The 16,402-nt window shown below is 59.3% G+C and carries 14 protein-coding genes; 11 read left to right on the top strand and 3 right to left on the bottom strand.

Annotated elements, in window-relative coordinates; all coding sequences use genetic code 11:
* The first annotated feature begins 64 nt into the window (after window positions 1–64).
* The 4 genes from FE782_RS29385 to FE782_RS29370 all read left to right on the top strand — a co-directional run bounded on the left by FE782_RS29385 (window position 65) and on the right by FE782_RS29370 (window position 7,260).
* Complete coding sequence (locus FE782_RS29385) at window positions 65–1,723, top strand: extracellular solute-binding protein (protein WP_138197920.1); 1,659 nt, start codon at window positions 65–67, stop codon at window positions 1,721–1,723.
* A gap of 117 nt (window positions 1,724–1,840) precedes the next feature.
* On the top strand, window positions 1,841–4,105 hold the full coding sequence (locus FE782_RS29380) for a helix-turn-helix domain-containing protein (RefSeq protein WP_158299610.1): 2,265 nt from the start codon (window positions 1,841–1,843) through the stop codon (window positions 4,103–4,105).
* A gap of 149 nt (window positions 4,106–4,254) precedes the next feature.
* On the top strand, window positions 4,255–5,757 hold the full coding sequence (locus tag FE782_RS29375; RefSeq protein WP_138197918.1) for a sulfatase-like hydrolase/transferase: 1,503 nt from the start codon (window positions 4,255–4,257) through the stop codon (window positions 5,755–5,757).
* A gap of 15 nt (window positions 5,758–5,772) precedes the next feature.
* Window positions 5,773–7,260 (top strand): family 43 glycosylhydrolase, encoded by a 1,488-nt coding sequence (locus FE782_RS29370; RefSeq protein ID WP_138197917.1) that lies wholly within the window; start codon window positions 5,773–5,775, stop codon window positions 7,258–7,260.
* 88 nt (window positions 7,261–7,348) lie between these two features.
* Here FE782_RS29370 and FE782_RS29365 read toward each other — a convergent pair whose 3' ends face one another.
* On the bottom strand, window positions 7,349–8,638 hold the full coding sequence (locus tag FE782_RS29365) for a glycoside hydrolase family 18 protein (protein WP_138197916.1): 1,290 nt from the start codon (window positions 8,636–8,638) through the stop codon (window positions 7,349–7,351).
* A 250-nt stretch (window positions 8,639–8,888) separates the two neighbouring features.
* Between FE782_RS29365 and FE782_RS29360 the strand changes: the two genes are divergently transcribed.
* Window positions 8,889–10,112 carry an MFS transporter gene (locus FE782_RS29360; RefSeq protein WP_138197915.1) on the top strand — a complete coding sequence of 408 codons (1,224 nt, stop codon included), beginning with the start codon at window positions 8,889–8,891 and terminating at the stop codon, window positions 10,110–10,112.
* 314 nt (window positions 10,113–10,426) lie between these two features.
* Here the strand turns inward: FE782_RS29360 and FE782_RS29355 are convergent, their stop codons facing one another.
* Complete coding sequence (locus FE782_RS29355; RefSeq protein WP_138197914.1) at window positions 10,427–11,323, bottom strand: TetR/AcrR family transcriptional regulator; 897 nt, start codon at window positions 11,321–11,323, stop codon at window positions 10,427–10,429.
* Window positions 11,324–11,536: 213 nt separating this feature from the next.
* Between FE782_RS29355 and mscL the strand changes: the two genes are divergently transcribed.
* A complete protein-coding gene (gene mscL / locus FE782_RS29350; RefSeq protein WP_138197913.1) occupies window positions 11,537–11,983 on the top strand; it encodes a large-conductance mechanosensitive channel protein MscL in 447 nt (148 codons plus the stop codon).
* A gap of 94 nt (window positions 11,984–12,077) precedes the next feature.
* Here mscL and FE782_RS32670 read toward each other — a convergent pair whose 3' ends face one another.
* Window positions 12,078–12,167, bottom strand: coding sequence for a sporulation protein YjcZ (locus FE782_RS32670; RefSeq protein ID WP_202914635.1), 90 nt, complete (start codon window positions 12,165–12,167; stop codon window positions 12,078–12,080).
* Between the two features lie 213 nt (window positions 12,168–12,380).
* Here FE782_RS32670 and FE782_RS29345 point away from each other — a divergent pair, with 213 nt between their 5' ends.
* The 5 genes from FE782_RS29345 to FE782_RS29325 all read left to right on the top strand — a co-directional run bounded on the left by FE782_RS29345 (window position 12,381) and on the right by FE782_RS29325 (window position 16,163).
* Window positions 12,381–13,295: an ABC transporter ATP-binding protein gene (locus tag FE782_RS29345; protein WP_238392711.1), complete on the top strand. Its 915-nt coding sequence runs from the start codon at window positions 12,381–12,383 to the stop codon at window positions 13,293–13,295.
* Complete coding sequence (locus FE782_RS29340) at window positions 13,292–14,050, top strand: ABC transporter permease (protein WP_238392710.1); 759 nt, start codon at window positions 13,292–13,294, stop codon at window positions 14,048–14,050. Before FE782_RS29345 ends, FE782_RS29340 begins: the two co-directional genes overlap by 4 nt.
* The gene (locus tag FE782_RS29335; RefSeq protein WP_138197912.1) at window positions 14,051–15,220 is read left to right on the top strand and encodes a sensor histidine kinase; all 1,170 of its coding nucleotides are present in this window, start codon (window positions 14,051–14,053) and stop codon (window positions 15,218–15,220) included.
* Window positions 15,217–15,819: a response regulator transcription factor gene (locus FE782_RS29330; protein ID WP_138197911.1), complete on the top strand. Its 603-nt coding sequence runs from the start codon at window positions 15,217–15,219 to the stop codon at window positions 15,817–15,819. Before FE782_RS29335 ends, FE782_RS29330 begins: the two co-directional genes overlap by 4 nt.
* A 113-nt stretch (window positions 15,820–15,932) precedes the next feature.
* On the top strand, window positions 15,933–16,163 hold the full coding sequence (locus tag FE782_RS29325; protein ID WP_138197910.1) for a hypothetical protein: 231 nt from the start codon (window positions 15,933–15,935) through the stop codon (window positions 16,161–16,163).
* Window positions 16,164–16,402 lie beyond the last annotated feature (239 nt).

The raw sequence follows: 16,402 nt of genomic DNA, 5'->3' as shown, positions 1-16,402 counted from the left end.
GGCTTGGCATAGACACAAGGGGACGATAAGCATTTTCAAATCATGGGGAGAGGTGAAGACGGCCATGTTTCAATGGAAGACTTCGATTCGGAAAATGTTCGGATACGGCATGACGGCGGTGCTGCTTGCCGGTATAACGGCAGGCTGCGCGGGAGGAGACGCGGGCGGCGAGGATGCGCCGGAGCCGTCCGCTCCGGCAGGGTCGGAAACGCCGGCGGCTTCGGAGACGCCTGCGGCTGCCGAAGCGCCGAAGACCGGGTACCCGATCGCGACGGATGAACCGATCACGCTCAAAGTATGGGTGTCGATGCACCCGCTCGCCACTCAATTTATCCGAAGCTACAACGAGAACGAGGTATATCAGGAATTAGAGAAGCGGACCGGCGTCAAAATCGAATTCATCCACCCGGCGCAAGGACAAGAGAAAGAGTCGTTCAACCTGATGATCGCCTCGGGAGAGCTTCCCGATATTATTATCGGGGCCGGGGCGGACCGATATGTCGGAGGAGAGGACAAGGGCGTTCGGGACGGCGTATTCGCCGATTTGACGCCGTATATGGAAACTTACGCTCCGGACTACTTTCAGCTGGTCAACTCGGATCCGGAAATATTGCGCGAGACGACGAACGACGAAGGGAAGTTTTCGGCGTTCTATATGATCAAGCCGGTCAGCGATCCGCCATGGAGAAGAATCGTGATCGACGAGGAGACGCTGAAGTCGGCCGGTGCGGACATCCCGCGGACGATCGCGGACTACGAGAAGTTTTTCCAGACGGTGAAGGAGCAGAAGGGGATCGCGCCTTATATTCTGTTGGATACCGGGCTCGAAGAGCAGTTTATCGGTCCGTTCGGCGTGCTCAACGGGTTCTATCTCAAAGACGGCAAGACCGTCGCCTTCGGTCAAGCCGAGCCTGCGTTTAAAGAATACTTAACGCTGATGAATAAATGGTACAATGAAGGTTACATCAATAAAGATTTCGCGGGGTTAAAGCTGCCGCAAGCGCAAGCGTTGCTCGACAGCGGAAGCGCGGCGATGATGGTCGAAGCCGTCGTAGGAACGTACAATCGCGGCGTTCAGATGAATAAGAAGTACGTATCCGCGCCGTATCCGAGAGTGAACGCCGACGACAAAGTGCATTATATGCCGGCGGAGTGGCCGCAGGCGGGGCAAGGGCAGGAGACGGTCGTTACGTCCACGTCGAAGCATATCGAGGAAGCCGTGCGTTGGTTGAATTATGCGTACACGGAAGAAGGCTCGACCCTGTTTAACTACGGGATCGAAGGCAAGACCTATCATCTGGTGGACGGAAAACCGCAGTACACCGACTATATTTTGAATAACCCGAAGTTCGGGACCGACCCCGCGAATCATATTTTGCGGGCGCATTTCGCGCCGAAGCTGTCCGCTACGGACGTGGACGCGAATCCGAACCTGGCGAAATCGCCGGAATCGAAAGCGATCCGTCAGCAATGGGCGGACGACCCGAACGTAGACAGCGCGATGCGGCTGCCGCCGATTCGTCTGACGGCGGAAGAAACCGATCGCCGGGCGAAAATCTTGACGGAAATCAACACGTACAGCAACGAGATGGTGCTCAAGTTCATCCTCGGCGCGGAGCCGCTCAGCAAGTTCGACGATTACTTGAATCAGATGAAGCAGCTCGGCGTCGAAGAAGCCGTACAGATTACGCAAGCCGCATACGATCGATATGTAAGTAAATAAAGATGTTGCCGAACACACGTCAGGGGACGCACGCCCCCTGGCGTGATTTTGCCGATACGCCGAAGCCGGAACTCGCCGGATCGGCGTACGATGTTTACCGAACGGGGGATGGCGAGTATGAGAAAAAGAACAAACAGTTTGTTCTACAAGCTATTCCTATCCTATATCGTCATATTCGCTATACCGCTGATCATTCTGATCGGCGTATTCTATTTCGTGAACGTCGTCAGCTATCAGAGAGAGATCGCCGATTCGAATTTGGCGAAGCTGACGCAGGTTCGGGATCAGATCGATCTGGAGCTGAAGTCGATTCGGGAAATCATCTATCATATTTCCGCGGAATCCGACATTTATTCGACGACCGACTCGGCGAAGCGGGAAGGACTGCTCGTTCCGCAGATGGCGGCGTATGTAGAGCATTATCCGTTCATCAACGATCTTATGTTTTACTACCGCGGGGACACCAAAATATATTTGAACTCGGGCCGATACGCGTACGATTATTTCGAGTACGAACTCAAGAAAGATTTCGATTGGACGAAAGCCAGCTTCTTCCGCGAATTGAATGCGGTAAGCGCTCCCAAGGCGAAGCGGATCGAGAACAAATCGTCGATCGATCCTTCCGGCGAAAGCAAGATCGCCTTCTTGTATCCGGTACCTTATTTGAATAAGTTCCCGCAAGCGACCATATTGGCGACGATGAGCGAATCCGAATTTTTGTCCAAGTTCTCGAATATCCTCGGCGATATTCCGGGATATCTCGCCATTTACGATAATTATTACAGTCCGTTGGTGTCGTTCAATCATATGGACGAGAGCGCGCAGTTGAATACGTTGGACGAGGATCTGCAGTCCGTCAAAGGAACCGGCGTATTTTCCGTGCGTTCCGGTCATATCGATTTCGTCGTCACGCGCATGTTCTCCGAGGAATCGAACTGGAGCTACGTCATCGCGATGCCGGAGCATGTTTTCTACGAGCGCGCGTATCGGATGAGATCCGCCATTATCGGGATCAGCTTGTTCCTGCTCGTCGTCGGCGTCGTCGGCGCGTTCCTGCTGTCGTCCAGAAGCTATAAGCCGATTCGGGCGCTGCTCGCCTATTTCACGAAGCCGGAATACCGGCCCGACGACGATACGCAAGGCAAGAACGAGCTGGAGATCATCCGGTACACGTTCGACAATACGCTGCAGAAGCATCAGGAAGTGCTCGTGCGGATGAACGCCCAACGCCCGTTCATCAAGGACCAATGCTTGTTGACGCTGTTGAAAGGGAGAACGGCCGATCCGAACGAGCGCGACTACTTGATCGCCTGCTCCAATGTAATGATGGACGGGGAAGCCTTCTTCTGCATGGCGATTTCCAGCCAACAGCCTCACGCGGCGGGAGCCGACCTGGGTCGTCTCGTCGTGCTATTGGAGACGATGACGTTCGTCGGCGGATGGGGATACGGGGTGGAGCTTGCCAACGAGCCGTATATCGTCATGATTTTCGTGCTGAAGGATATGCCGGAAGACGGCGTTCGAAAGCGGCTCGACATCGCGAACAGCGTATCCGCGCTCGCGGAGGAGGAGCTCGGCGTCGGACTCGCGATCGGCATCGGAAAGCTGTATCCCGACCTCGACCATATCGGTTCGTCGCATCTGGAAGCTTCCGCCGCGTTGTTCGACAACCAACTCAACGCCAAGCGATCGATCCACTTGTACGAGGACTTGGACGGATCGGGGCAGCTGCAGGCGCAATGGCATCCGATGAAGGAGCTGGCGCTGTATATTCAAAGCTTGAAGCAAGGCGACGAGGCGGTCGCGTTGGAAACGGTGAAGCTGCTCATCGAACAGATGACGTCCCGAACGACATCGTTCTTATTCGTCAGATGCTTATGCTTCGACGTCGTGAACCATATTATGAAGACGCTGCAGTCGATGAACGGGCATAGCCTGCTGTCGGATATTCGCGAGCTGCTGCAATTTAATTCGCTCCAGGAATTCCAGTCGAGTCTGGAGGATTTTACGAGACGGTTTTGCAAGCAAGTGAAAGAATATAAAGATAAGATGCGGATCGAGCAGAAAAACAGCATCATCTCGTATATCCAAACGAATTTCAAGGACAGTCAGCTCTCTCTCGAGCGTATCGCGGAGCGGTTCGGGCTTTCGACGACGTATCTCAGCAGATTTATTAAAGAGGAGACCGGCGTCACCTTCATCGATTTTTTGTCGAATCTGCGGATGAACGAAGCGAAGCTGCAGCTGCAGAAGACGGATAAACTGATTCAAGACATCGTCATGGACGTCGGCTATTTGAACGTGCCCAGCTTCGTCCGCAAATTCAAGGCGGCGGAGGGCGTAACGCCCGGCCAATATCGCGACTTGGTCGGGAACTCGTAATCGCGGGCGAAACGCACGATGCGCATAGTCCTGAAAAAATCGCAAATTGCATGCGTCATCTCGCCGGAATACAATTCGGTCATATCCTCGAACAAGGGGGGAGAAACTTTTTTTGAAAGCACTTACAGCATAAAGGAGGGTGAGCTCGATTGGATGCAAAGCGGCCGAATATATTATGGATCATGCTGGATCACGTCACGTTCCGGCATTACAAGCTGACGAAGGGCGCGAAGCCGACCCTTGCCGCGTACGAACGGTTGGCGAGCGAAGGGGCGGAATTCACGTTATGCCGTTCGGTGCATCCGCTCTGTTTGCCGGCGCGAGCGTCCATGATGACCGGCGTCTATACGCATAAGCATCGGAAGCTGAAGAACGAGAAGGCGAAAGAGGAGACGGCGTACCCGCTTTACTTCGAGATGCTCGCGGAGCAAGGCTATCGGGTCGGTTACTTCGGCAAAAATCACAGCGGTTACGATTTGGAATCCAAGGGAGTGGAGGGCTTCTACCCTCGGGGCTACGGCAATCCGTATATGACCGAAGCGTACAAGCAATATTTGAACCGGAAAGGGCTGCAGGCGCCGATCTTCCGTCAAGAGTGGGGCATCAATCAGACGCGCTTCCCGAACGGGGATTACGATGTAACGGCGGTGGACAATTTCAATACATATTCCGCCGGCTTTCTCGCGACACCCGGACCGGTGCACGAGTCGGATTTTCTGCTGTCTTCGGCGGAGGATTGGCTGCTCGGCGCAGGCGGCGGGACGGGCGCGTCCGGGCAACCGTTCGCGTTACGAATCGATATTTGGGGTCCGCATCAAGCGTACCAGGTTCCGCTGGAGGCGAAAGATACGATCGATCCGCGCCGCATCGAGGAATACCCCAGCTTCGCCGACGAGATGAAGGATCGGCCGGCCTTCGTCCGAGAGTACCGGGAGAGTCTTCGTCAGAAGTACAAGCTCCAGTCTTGGGAAGATTGGCAGCCGGTGCTGCAGCGGGCTTACGAGCATTACGACTACATCGAGAAATCCGTAAATAAGTTTCTGGATCGGCTGGAGGCGCTCGGTCTTGCCGAAAACACCTACGTCATCTATACCGCCGATCACGGGGATGCGCTCGGCAGCCATGGAGGCATGGTGGATAAAGCGGGAGATTTGATGGAAGAGCTGATGCATATTCCGTTGGTCATCCGGGGGCCGGGGATCGGCGCGGGCACCGCTTCGGACGCGCTCGTCAGCAATTTGGACTTGGTGCCGACGGTGCTGGAGCTCGCAGGCTTGGAAGCGCCCGAGTATATGGACGGGATGAGCCTGGCGCCTCGGCTGACCGGCGGCAGCTCCGCATGGCGGGAGGATTTCATGGCGGAGCATTACGGGCACTTCGACGTCAACGCCGTGCAGAGAGCGCTTTACTATCGGCAATATAAATACGTGGTCACCGACGGAGCCGATCATGAGCTTTACGATCTGAGGGCGGATCCGTTCGAGATGAACAACTTGCGCGACGATCCCGATTTCGAGCCGGTGTTGTCCGAGATGAGAAGAAGATTGTTCGACAACATGCAGCGCTTCCGCGATACGGGCGAAGAGATGCAGCCGCTGCTGCAAGCCATCGTCGGCGCCGAGAGCGGATCCTTGAATTCATCGAAACCATGAAGGGATGAGAGATGAATGGCAATGAAGCGAAGAACGATGGCGATCGTCTACTCTATATTGATCGCGGCTTTGGCCGTCGCGTCCGCAAGCCCCGCGCTCGCGGCGAACGCGACGCCGACGTACTCGAACCCGCTGAAGCCGGAGCGCGGAGCGGACCCTTGGGTATATAAGCATACGGACGGCTATTATTACTACATGACGACGGCAGGCGGAGTCAGCATCTGGAAGTCGAAGACGCTGTCCGGGTTGACTTCGGGAGAAAAAACCGAGGTGTGGACGCTGCCCTCCGCCGGACCGAACAGCCGAGAGATGTGGGCGCCCGAACTGCACTACCTCGAGGGGAAATGGTATATCTACTATACCGCTACCGACAGAAGGCCGAACGGCACGGGGGATCCGCTGAAGCGCAGAACGTTCGTCTTGGAAAACGATTCTCCCGACCCGACGAAAGGGACGTGGATCGATCGCGGCCAAGTGTTCGACCCCGATAACGATTATTGGGCCATCGACGGCACCGTGCTGGAGCATAACGGCGAGCTGTATTTCGCATGGTCGGGTAAGCCTTACGATTACGCCGGCGGCGAGCAGCGGATTTATATCGCGACCTTAAGCGATCCCGTGACGATGAGCTCGAATCGGGTAGAGCTTTCGCGGCCGACGTACGACTGGGAGACGGGAGGCACCCCGATCAACGAGGCGCCGCAATTTTTGAAGCGGGACGGGAACATTTTCTTAGTATTCTCTGCAAGCCATTGCTCATCCGACGAATATAAGCTCGGATTTCTATCCGCTCCGGAGGATGCGGACTTGCTGAATCCGGAAGCATGGACGAAGCACCCGACGCCGCTCTTCCAGCAATCTCCGGAGAACGGCGCTTACGGCACGGGACATAACAGCTTCACGACGTCGCCGGACGGCACGGAGAATTATATGGTATATCACGCGAATCCGGAGTCCGGCCAAGGCTGCGGTCAATTCCGCCAAACAAGGCTCCAGAAGGTGGAATGGAATCCGGACGGCACGCCGAATGCGGGGGTTCCGACGGCCGATTCGGTCGATCTGCCCTTGCCTTCCGGGGAGCCGGTAAAGTGGTTCCTTGAAGCGGAGGCTGCGGCGGTTTCGAACGGCGCGGAGGTTAGCAAGACCGCATTGCACTACACGGGAACGGGATATGCGGTCGCGAACGGCGCCGGGGAGACGATCGAATGGACTGTAGAGCTCGACAAGCACAGGAATTATATTTTGGACTTCCGGTACTCTAATCTGGCTTCGACTACGGAGCAGCTGGAGCTTCGAGTGGACGGCGAGCTCGTCCTAGGCGGACTTGCGCTTCCGCAAACGGCTACGAGGCTATGGGCGGACTACAAGCTTGCAAGCCGGGAGGTCAGGCTGAAGAAAGGCGTTCATACGATCTCCGTCACCGCAACGAGCGGGACGCCGATCTATATCGACAGCCTGACGATTTACCAGATCCCGCCTTCGGAGCTCGGCGACGATCATTAAATAAAGTATTACCCATCACATACGATTTTAGGGGGCTGTCTCGAAAAAACGAGCCGGCCCCCTTGCGTTTGGCGAGCGTAAGGGCGGGTCAGCGCCGCTTCGCGATCGTGAAGTTGTCTTCGAGCAGCAGCCAGTTTTGCGGGAAAGGCAGCCCCAGCTTCCAGTAGCTGATGCCGCGCAGGCCGAGCTCCTTGATCAGATCGAACTTCGCTTGGATGGAGCGCGCGTCCTCGAACCATACCTCGTGCTCGCGGCCTTGGGCGTCCCAGTAATTGAAGTGAGGCGCCTGCGCGGTGTAGTCGTATTCGATCGACGCATTCATGCGGCGCGCCAGATCGATGGCTGCCTGGGGGCTGAGCGCCTTGGCGTATTCGCCGCCGGGGACGAACGGCAGCGTCCAATCGTAGCCGTACAGGTTTTGCCCCATCATGATTTTGTTCCCAGGCATCTCCGTCAGCGCATACTCCAGCACGCGGCGTACCGGACCGATCGGCGACACCGCCATCGGCGGACCGCCGCTGTACCCCCATTCGTACGTCATAATGACGACGAAGTCGGCGTAACGTCCGTGCGCGGCGTAATCGTGCGCCTCGTACCAAGCGCCCTGCTGCGTTGCGCTCGTCTTCGGCGCGAGCGCCGTCGACATAAGGAATCCCTCGGCATGAAGCCGCTCCGACGCCCTCGCCAGGAAGCGATTGTACGCCTCGCGATCCTCCGGCCGAAGAAACTCCAAGTCGAAATGAATGTCCTGGAACCCGTTCGCGCGGGCGGTCCTAACGATGTTATCGAGCAGCGCCGTCTGCACCGTCTGGTCGTTCATGATGATGCGCCCGAGCTCCGCGCTGAACTGGTCGTTCTCAAGGTTCGTGACGACCATCATCAGCGTGACGCGCTGCGCCGCGGCGATGCCGGCGAAGTCGTCCAGCGGCGGGGCGACCAGCGAGCCGTCCCGCTGAATGCGGAAGCTGAACGGCGCGAGGTACGTCAGATGCGGCGCCGCTTCGCGGGCGGACGCGGTCAAGGCCGGGGCGACCGTCTCCCCGCGCGGTTCGACGTAAGCGTTGGATTCGACGCTGCGCTTCGCCCGCGGCGGAATGTAGAGACGGAGTCCGACCGGCAGCGTCTGCGAAGGCGACAGCTGGTTCACGGACGCGAGCGTCGCGATCGGCACGCCGTAGCGGCGCGACACCGAATACAAGCTTTCGCCCGGCTGGAGCCAGTGATAAGAGCCGACGATCGGAATGACGACGGCTTGGCCGACGACCAGGGATCGGTCGACCTGCAGCTCGTTCGCGTCGGCTATCGTTTGAACCGGGACGCCGTACGCTTGAGACAAGCCGTAGAGCGACTGTCCCGGTTGAATGACGTGAATTTGCATAATGCGATAAATCCTCCCGTGACGTGACTTTTTTGCCATCATATTCGGGAGCGGAGAGATAGGTGTTCGCGGAGAGAAGAAAAAAGAAGCCGCAAGGACCCCGCGCGCGCTCCTCGACCGGAGAGTGGGGAAAGCGCGGCAGGACGACGTTATTTTCATGAAAATGCTTGTTGCGAAAAACGCCGTTCCGTGGGATTCTTCAGTAAGAACATAATTTTCGTACTTCGTGTACAGATAGAAGGAACCTCACGTGAAGCCTGCCTTCCAGACGCAATCGCAGCCTCGCTTCGGCCTGCGGCTCGACCCGGACGCATCGAACAATTTCCGCTGGGACTTCGGCGCGGCCGTCCTCTTCAGCGCGTTCAACGTCGTCTTCAACCAGTTCTACCTTCCGATGGCCATTCAACAAGGAGCGAGCAACGTCCAAGTCGGACTGCTGTCGGCGGCGCCGGCGATCGGCTTGCTGCTGTCCCCGCTGTGGGCGGGCTGGATCGAGCGGATGAATCCGAAGCCGTTCGTCATCTGGCCGAACCTGATCGGCCGCGCGCTCATCCTGCTTCCGGCATTCTTCGGGGCGCCCTGGGTGTACGTCGCCACCGCGCTCGCGTTCCATATGCTGATGGGCATTCAAGCGCCGGCCTATGCGGCCTTGATGACTCGCATCTATCCGGCGCAGCAGCGCGGGCGGCTCATGGGGTACGTTCGCGTGGCGATGGGCGCGATGATGATCCCGATCGCGTATTTCATCGGGTTGTGGACGGATATCGGAGGTCCTTCGGGTCCGCTCGTCTTGGCGTCGCTCACCGGCATCGTCTCCATCTCGTTGTTCTTCGGCGTCCGTACGTCGAATCCGGCGCCGACCCGTTCGCCCGCCGCGAAGCGCGCGTCGCTCAAGGAGCAGTGGACCGTCGTTAGGGAAAACCGGCCGTTGGCCGTATTTATGGTCGCGACGACGTTTTCCGGCTTCGGCAATATTCTCGTGCAGCCCTTGTACCAAATCACGCAGGTCGAACTGCTCCAACTAACGAACGTAGAGATCGGATACGCCCGGATGGCTTATTATGTATGCCTCATCGGCGCGCTGCTCGCCGTCGGCTGGGCGGTCGACCGGTACCCGCCCGAACGTACGCTCACCTACGGCATCGCGGCGTTCGGCGTCGCCCCGCTCTTGTACGGCTTGTTCGGCAATTACCCGGCGGTGCTCGTCGCGAGCGGCGTGCAAGGCATCGGCGACGCGATTTGGGACATCGGCATTCTGGCGTACGTGTTCCGCATCGCGCCCGGAAGGGAGGCGGTCGTGTTCGGGCTCCATCTGCTCTTGTTCGGCATCCGCGGCTCGATCGGACCGATTCTCAGCACGGCGCTCGTCGACGTCGTTCCGATCTCCTCGCTGCTGCTGTTCGCCGCCGCCTGCAGCTTTATCGGCACGGCTCTATTCTGGAACGATACCCGCAAACGGCTGCAGGCCGCATAACAGCCGTATAAATTGGACGACCCCCGTTCCGAAGCGGAACGGGGGTCTGTTTATGTGTCGCGCAACCGCGTATGTCGATTCCGAAATTCAATACTTCACGAAAACAACGATAGCCCTGCCTCTCGATCGTCCTTGCGGTTCCAAGACCGCGCCAGTATGGATTCGTGTTCCTTCCAGCAGCCGTTAGATAAAAAGGAAGTGAAAACGAGGATTGGGTCAGATCCACACAGAGGAATGTTCATAAGGGGTTACACTTTACACTTACAATATTTAATATTACCACAAGCGAATGCCATTATACAAGGAAAACTTTTTCAGCTTTCGAAAGTCGCTACAAGCCTTCGCGCTTCCTCGAGCTCTTTCCCCGCCGTCGCGTCGCCGCCCATCCGCTCCAGCAAAGTAAGCATGCCTTCCAGCACGACGCGGCGGGGCTTCGGCTTCGCCGCTTCCTCCTTCATGACGTCGGCCGCTTGTCTGGCCGTCGTCGCGTCTTCGTCGGCGTCGACTTCCGCGCCGATGCGAGCGACCAACGCATCGATCGCGCGAGACAGCTGCCGGGAGGCGTCTGCGCCTTCCCGGATGTCGAGGGTCGGCAGAACGGTCTTCATGAAGGCCGTCGTAAGCATCGGCGGCTCCTGCGACCGAATGACGCCCCGCGCGGCATCGTCCACGCGGGCGACGATCGCCTCCCCGAGCCCGCGGACGGGCAGAGCCGCCCCGTTGACGAGGATGAAGCTCATATATTCGCGAACGAGCGACGTCAGCAGCGCGGCCAGGTCGAACGCGTACGGCTCGATCCGCGGACCGTAGACGGCGATGACTTGGTCCCGGAACCAGACGAGGAACTTGCCCCTCATGTCGAGCAGCACCGACCTCACCTCGGCGTTCACGTCGATCTGGCCTCGCGTAAACAAAGCGATCATATTCGAGTGCGAGCCTGCGTCCTGGAAGTGATTCATCACTTGTTGGACGAGCCCTTCTTTCGGAGCGTGGAGGTACCGATTCGCGGTGTCGACGGTTTGGTTGAACAATCGGTCATAATACTCGGAGACGACCGACAGCAGCAGCTCTTCCTTCGACTTGAAATAAAAATAAATGCCGCCCTTGGCGATGCCGGCCTCGTCGGCGATGTCTTGGATGGTCGTCTGGTGATACCCTCTTTGGGCGAATAAGGTGACGGCGCTGTTTAGGATGAGGGTCTTCTTATCCATATATCGCACCTCCTCGAGAATTGGTTGACCAAGCAGTCATACGAAAATATAGTCAAATCCGTGCGACCTATCGGTGGTTGCGTGATCTGCATATCTCCTATTGTACCATAAGGTTTGACTTTCGGGTCGAGGAGAATCGGGGGGGAGAGAACGATGGAGCGCCAGCATTAATAGTGTTAAAATAAACATTATACTTGAAGGAGGACGAGCCGAATGTTGAAAGAGTTCAAAGAGTTCGCGATGAAGGGGAACGTCGTCGACTTAGCCGTCGGCGTCATCATCGGGGGCGCCTTCGGCAAGATCGTGACTTCGCTCGTGAACGACATCGTCATGCCTCCGATCGGTTTGCTGCTCGGCGGCGCGCGATACAACGACTTGTTCTTGGCCTTGGACGGCGGCAAGTACGCGACGCTGGAGGAAGCCAAAGCCGTCGGCGCGCCGACGCTGAATTACGGGTTGTTCTTGAACACCGTCTTGGATTTCTTGATCGTCGCGTTCACGATCTTCATCGTCGTACGTCAGATCAACAAGATGCGCAAGCGTCGGGATTCGGCCGTACCGGCCCCGGAGCCGAGCGAGAAGACATGTCCCGAATGCTTGTCCGTCGTGCCGATTCTCGCGAAGCGGTGCAAGCATTGCACGAGCGAATTGAAGGCATAGAGGTTCCTGCGGAAAATGAAAGAAGGCACGTCGGCGCGAATGCGCGCGGCGTGCCTTCTTGGCGTTCGTTCGGAGTTCGGATTGCGGAGCCCGATTAGAACGACATCAAGATGATCACAAGCAAAATGTACAAAACGAGAATCGCCGCCGTCGAAGTTCCCCAGCCTGCAACTACTTCCGTCATAGGAGTCACCTCCCCGCCTCAACGCTCTACCATAACATATGCGATCCGCGCTCGCGCTCTTGGGCGGACGTCCACGGACGGCGCCCATTCCGTCGGCGAAGTCGGATTCTTGACTTTTGTCACCCCGATGTTCTGACAGTCGCTACTAAGCGCCGGACCCGTCGATCGGTAAGATGAAGGTAACGAAATCGACGGAGAAGAGGGTGCGAGCAAGTGGCAAGCGAACGGATGGAAGAGACGATATCGTTCCGAGGGCTCGAGAAGAAGTTCGGAGAGAAGCATGCGGTGAAGCCGCTCACGGCGGAGTGGAGGCGCGGGGAAGTGACCGCGCTGCTCGGGCCGAACGGCGCGGGCAAGTCGACGCTCGTGTCGATGCTGCTCGGGCTGCGGCGTCCGACGGCGGGATCGGTGAGCGCCTTCGGCATGGAGCCGGGCTCGCGGCCGTTCCGCGAGCGCGTCGGCGCGCTGCTTCAGGAAGCGAAGCCCGCCGACGGGCTGCGCGTCCGGGAGACGCTGGAGCTGTTCCGCGCGCTGTATCCGCGGCCGCTGACGCTCGCGCGGCTGCTGTCGATCGCAGGGCTGGAACGGGAGGCGTCCCGGACGGCGACGTCGCTCTCCGGCGGTCAGCGCCGCCGTCTCGCGTTCGCGCTCAGCATGGCCGGAGACCCCGATCTGCTCGTCCTGGACGAGCCGACGGTCGGCATGGACATCGAATCGAGGGATCGGTTCTGGGACACGATCCGGGCGCTGTCGGCGTCGGGCAAGACGGTGCTGCTCACGACGCATCATCTGGAGGAAGCGGATGCCGTCGCAGACCGCGTCGTCGTGATCGCGGACGGACAGGTGCTCGCGGACGGCGCGCCCGCGACGCTCAAGACGTCGGCGTCGCTGCGGTCGGTCGTGTTCGACGCGCCGGAGGGCGCGCAGGCGGCCGACTGGTCGTCGCTGCCGGGCGTGGAGCGCGTGGAACGGCAGGGCGGCCGAGTGCGGTTGTACGCGTCGGATACGGACGCCGTGCTGCTGGCGCTCGTCCGGGGAGGGCGCGGAGAACGGAATATCGAGGTGCGGGAGCCGAGCTTGGAAGAAGCGTTTCGCGCTTTGACGGCGAAGGGGGGAGAAGGGGCATGAGGCTGCGGCTGGAACGAACGATGTTTTTGGCGGTATGGAAGGCGGAATGCTTACGGCTGCTGCGCAGCCCCTTCTTCCTGTTGTTTTCCCTGGCGATGCCGATGGGCTTCTATTTCTTGTTCGCCGGTCTCAACGGCCCGGACACGACCATCGGGGGCACGACCTGGGGGGCGTACTCGCTGATGTCTATGACGGCGTTCAGCTTGATCGGCACGGCGGTGAGCCAGTTCGGCATTCGTCTCGCGTACGAGCGCCGGGACGGCTGGATGCGGCTGATGCGGATGACGCCGCTGCCTACGGGCGTCTACGTCGCGGGGAAGATCGCGTCGACGCTGATCGTCAATCTGGCGGTCGTGGCGATCCTGTTTCCGGCGGCGGCGTTCGCGTACGGCCTGACGCTGACGGCGTCGCAGTGGGCGTTGTGCGCGGCGTGGCTCTGGCTCGGCAGCGCGCCGTTCCTAGCGATGGGAGCCTTGCTCGGCGCGCTGAAAAACGCGGACGCGGCGATCGGCGTCGGCAACGCGCTGCTCATGGGTATGGCCATATTCGGGGGACTCTGGATGCCGATGGAGTCGTTGCCGTCGTGGATGCAGACAGTCGGCGCGCTGCTGCCGGCGCATCATTACGCGTCCGGCGCGTGGAGCGTGCTGGCGGGCGGTCTACCGGGCGCGAAGGAATGGCTCGTTCTGCTCGGATACGGCGCCGGATTTATGGTATTATCGGCTTATGTTTATAGAAGACAGGAAGCGATGTAAGTGACGAAATCCGAGGAACGCAGCGCGTATGGAGGCAAGTGGAACTATTTATTCCTGCTGAATTTCGCTTTCCCGGCCGTCTTTCTGCTGCAGGAGCCGCCGCGCGCGGCCGCGTTCGGCGGCGCCTTGACGGCCGTCGTCCTGGCGCTGTATCTCGGCGTGCTGCGGCGTAACGCGCGGGAATTCGCGTATGCGCTCGGCATGCTGGGCGGCATCGCCGCGTTGGCGTTCGCGCTGAATCCGATGTATTTATACCTAGCGTTCCTGTGCGCGGATACGTTCAGCCGGGAGCCGCTCCGCCGGCTCGTCCCGACGGCGGCCGCCTTCGCGGTCTTGGTCGTCGCCGTCGCCGCGACGGCCGGTTGGTTCGCGACGCCGACGCTGCTCGTCGCGTTGCTGCCGCCGGCGTTCGGCGTCTGCGTGCTGCCGTTCCTTATTCGCGCCTCCTCGCGCTACCGCGACATGGCGATCCGGCTCGAGGCGGCGCAGTCGCAGCTCGAGCGGCTCGCGTCGGACGCGGAGCGTCGCCGCATCGCCGGGGAGCTGCACGATACGCTCGGCCATACGCTCACCTTCATCGCCTTGAAGGCCGAGCTCGCCGCGAAGCTCGCGGCGAAGGACGCGCGCCGCGCCGCCGCGGAGATGGAAGAGGTGCGCGGCACGGCGCGGACCGCGCTGAAGCAGATGCGCGAGCTCGTCTCCGGCATGCGGTACGTGCGGCTCGCCGACGAAGCCGAGCACGCGAAGTCGCTGTTCGCGGCGGCCGGCATCGAACTGACGCTCGAAGGCGACTTCGCCGCTCCGCCCGCGCCTTCGCTGCATGAGACGATCCTTGCGATGGGGCTGCGGGAGGCGGCGACGAACGTCGTCCGCCACAGCGCCGCGACCGCTTGCCGCATCGCGTTGATCGCGGACGAGGGCCGCCTCAGGCTGACGGTCGCCGACGACGGCGTCGGCTTCGGCTCCGGCGTCGGCTCCGGCGTCGGCCTCGGCAAGGCCGCGGACGGCTTGTCGGCGTCCGCCGGGACGGGCTGGGTCGCTATGAAGGAGCGGCTGCAGCTGATCGAAGGAACGGTCGTCGCCGAACGTTCCGCGTCCGGCGGCGCCGCGGTTACGTTCGAGGTGCCGATCGTCGTTCGAGGCGCCGGGAAGGAGGAGACGGGGACATGATTCGGGTCGTGTTGGCGGAAGACCAACGGATGCTTCGCGGCGCATTGGCCGCCTTATTGAATATGGAAGACGATTTGTCGATCGTCGGGGAAGGCGAAGACGGCAAGAAGGCGCTATCGCTCGTCCGCGAACTTCGGCCGGACGTCTGCGTCCTGGACGTGGAGATGCCGCTGCTCAGCGGGCTCGAGGTCGCCGAAGCGATCCGGGACGAAGGGCTGCCGTGTCGCGTGCTCATGTTGACGACGTTCGCCCGTCCGGGGTATTTGCAGCGCGCGCTCGCCGCGGGCGTCGCCGGCTACGTGCTTAAGGACGGTTCTAGCGGGGAGCTGGCGGACGCCATCCGGAAGGTGCATGGAGGCGGCCGGGCGCTCAGCCCCGAGCTGACGTTCGCCGCGTGGGAGGCGCCGAATCCGCTCACCCCGCGGGAGCGGGACATTTTGCTGCTCGCCGAACAAGGCTTGTCCTCGTCGGCGATCGCGAAGCGTCTGTTTCTGTCGCATGGGACGGTGCGCAACTACATGTCGGAACTGATCGGCAAGCTGGGCGTCGACAATCGCGTCGAAGCGGCGGCGAAAGCGCGAAAACAGGGATGGATTTGAGAAAAGGGAAGAAATGAAGAGAATGTTGCGGTTTTGTCATGAAAAATTCATGCAATTTTAAGCTTCATCGTGTATCATTATCTTCATAGCGTTGTGAACTGGGAGATGATGGAATGCGCACATTTATAGAAGTCCAAGAGAGGATCGTACCGGTGTATTCCGACGAGGTGCAGGGCACGAAGAAAATCAAGCTTCTCTCCCACGCCCTGAAAGCCAAGTCCGTGAACGGCCGCAAAGCGATCAAGCAATCGCTCGATTCCTTAATCAGCATCGAAATCGTCGATTCCGACGCGATCTTGCATACGTTCGACGAACAAGATTCGATCGCGTTATCGTTATATTGATCCAATAACCGCATGATCCGCATCACTTAAGGCTTCCCGTTGTCGAGACAGGGGAGTTTTTTTGCGTTGCTCGGCCTCTTAAGGGGGAGAAGAGGAAAAGCCGTCGCCGGTCTATGAACTGTGACCCCATTGGCGGACAGTTTAAAGAAAGCCCTCGGCGGCTAAGCCGCCAAAAGATGACTCCTGTATTCATTGGGGGTCATCTTTTTTAATGACCATTGGTAGCGCCCCGTATTGTA

The organism is Paenibacillus antri (assembly GCF_005765165.1).
GTDB classification, from domain to species: domain Bacteria; phylum Bacillota; class Bacilli; order Paenibacillales; family YIM-B00363; genus Paenibacillus_AE; species Paenibacillus_AE antri.
This window is presented reverse-complemented; position numbering and strand designations above follow the sequence as displayed.

Bases quoted from the DNA above. Each gene is read 5' to 3' on its own strand.
- FE782_RS29385 (WP_138197920.1), top strand. From the start codon at position 65: ATGTTTCAATGGAAGACTTCGATTCGGAAAATGTTCGGATACGGCATG.
- FE782_RS29380 (WP_158299610.1), top strand. From the start codon at position 1,841: ATGAGAAAAAGAACAAACAGTTTGTTCTACAAGCTATTCCTATCCTAT.
- FE782_RS29370 (WP_138197917.1), top strand. From the start codon at position 5,773: ATGGCAATGAAGCGAAGAACGATGGCGATCGTCTACTCTATATTGATC.
- FE782_RS29365 (WP_138197916.1), bottom strand. From the start codon at position 8,638: ATGCAAATTCACGTCATTCAACCGGGACAGTCGCTCTACGGCTTGTCT.
- FE782_RS29355 (WP_138197914.1), bottom strand. From the start codon at position 11,323: ATGGATAAGAAGACCCTCATCCTAAACAGCGCCGTCACCTTATTCGCC.
- mscL (WP_138197913.1), top strand. From the start codon at position 11,537: ATGTTGAAAGAGTTCAAAGAGTTCGCGATGAAGGGGAACGTCGTCGAC.
- FE782_RS32670 (WP_202914635.1), bottom strand. From the start codon at position 12,167: ATGACGGAAGTAGTTGCAGGCTGGGGAACTTCGACGGCGGCGATTCTC.
- FE782_RS29340 (WP_238392710.1), top strand. From the start codon at position 13,292: ATGAGGCTGCGGCTGGAACGAACGATGTTTTTGGCGGTATGGAAGGCG.
- FE782_RS29330 (WP_138197911.1), top strand. From the start codon at position 15,217: ATGATTCGGGTCGTGTTGGCGGAAGACCAACGGATGCTTCGCGGCGCA.
- FE782_RS29325 (WP_138197910.1), top strand. From the start codon at position 15,933: ATGCGCACATTTATAGAAGTCCAAGAGAGGATCGTACCGGTGTATTCC.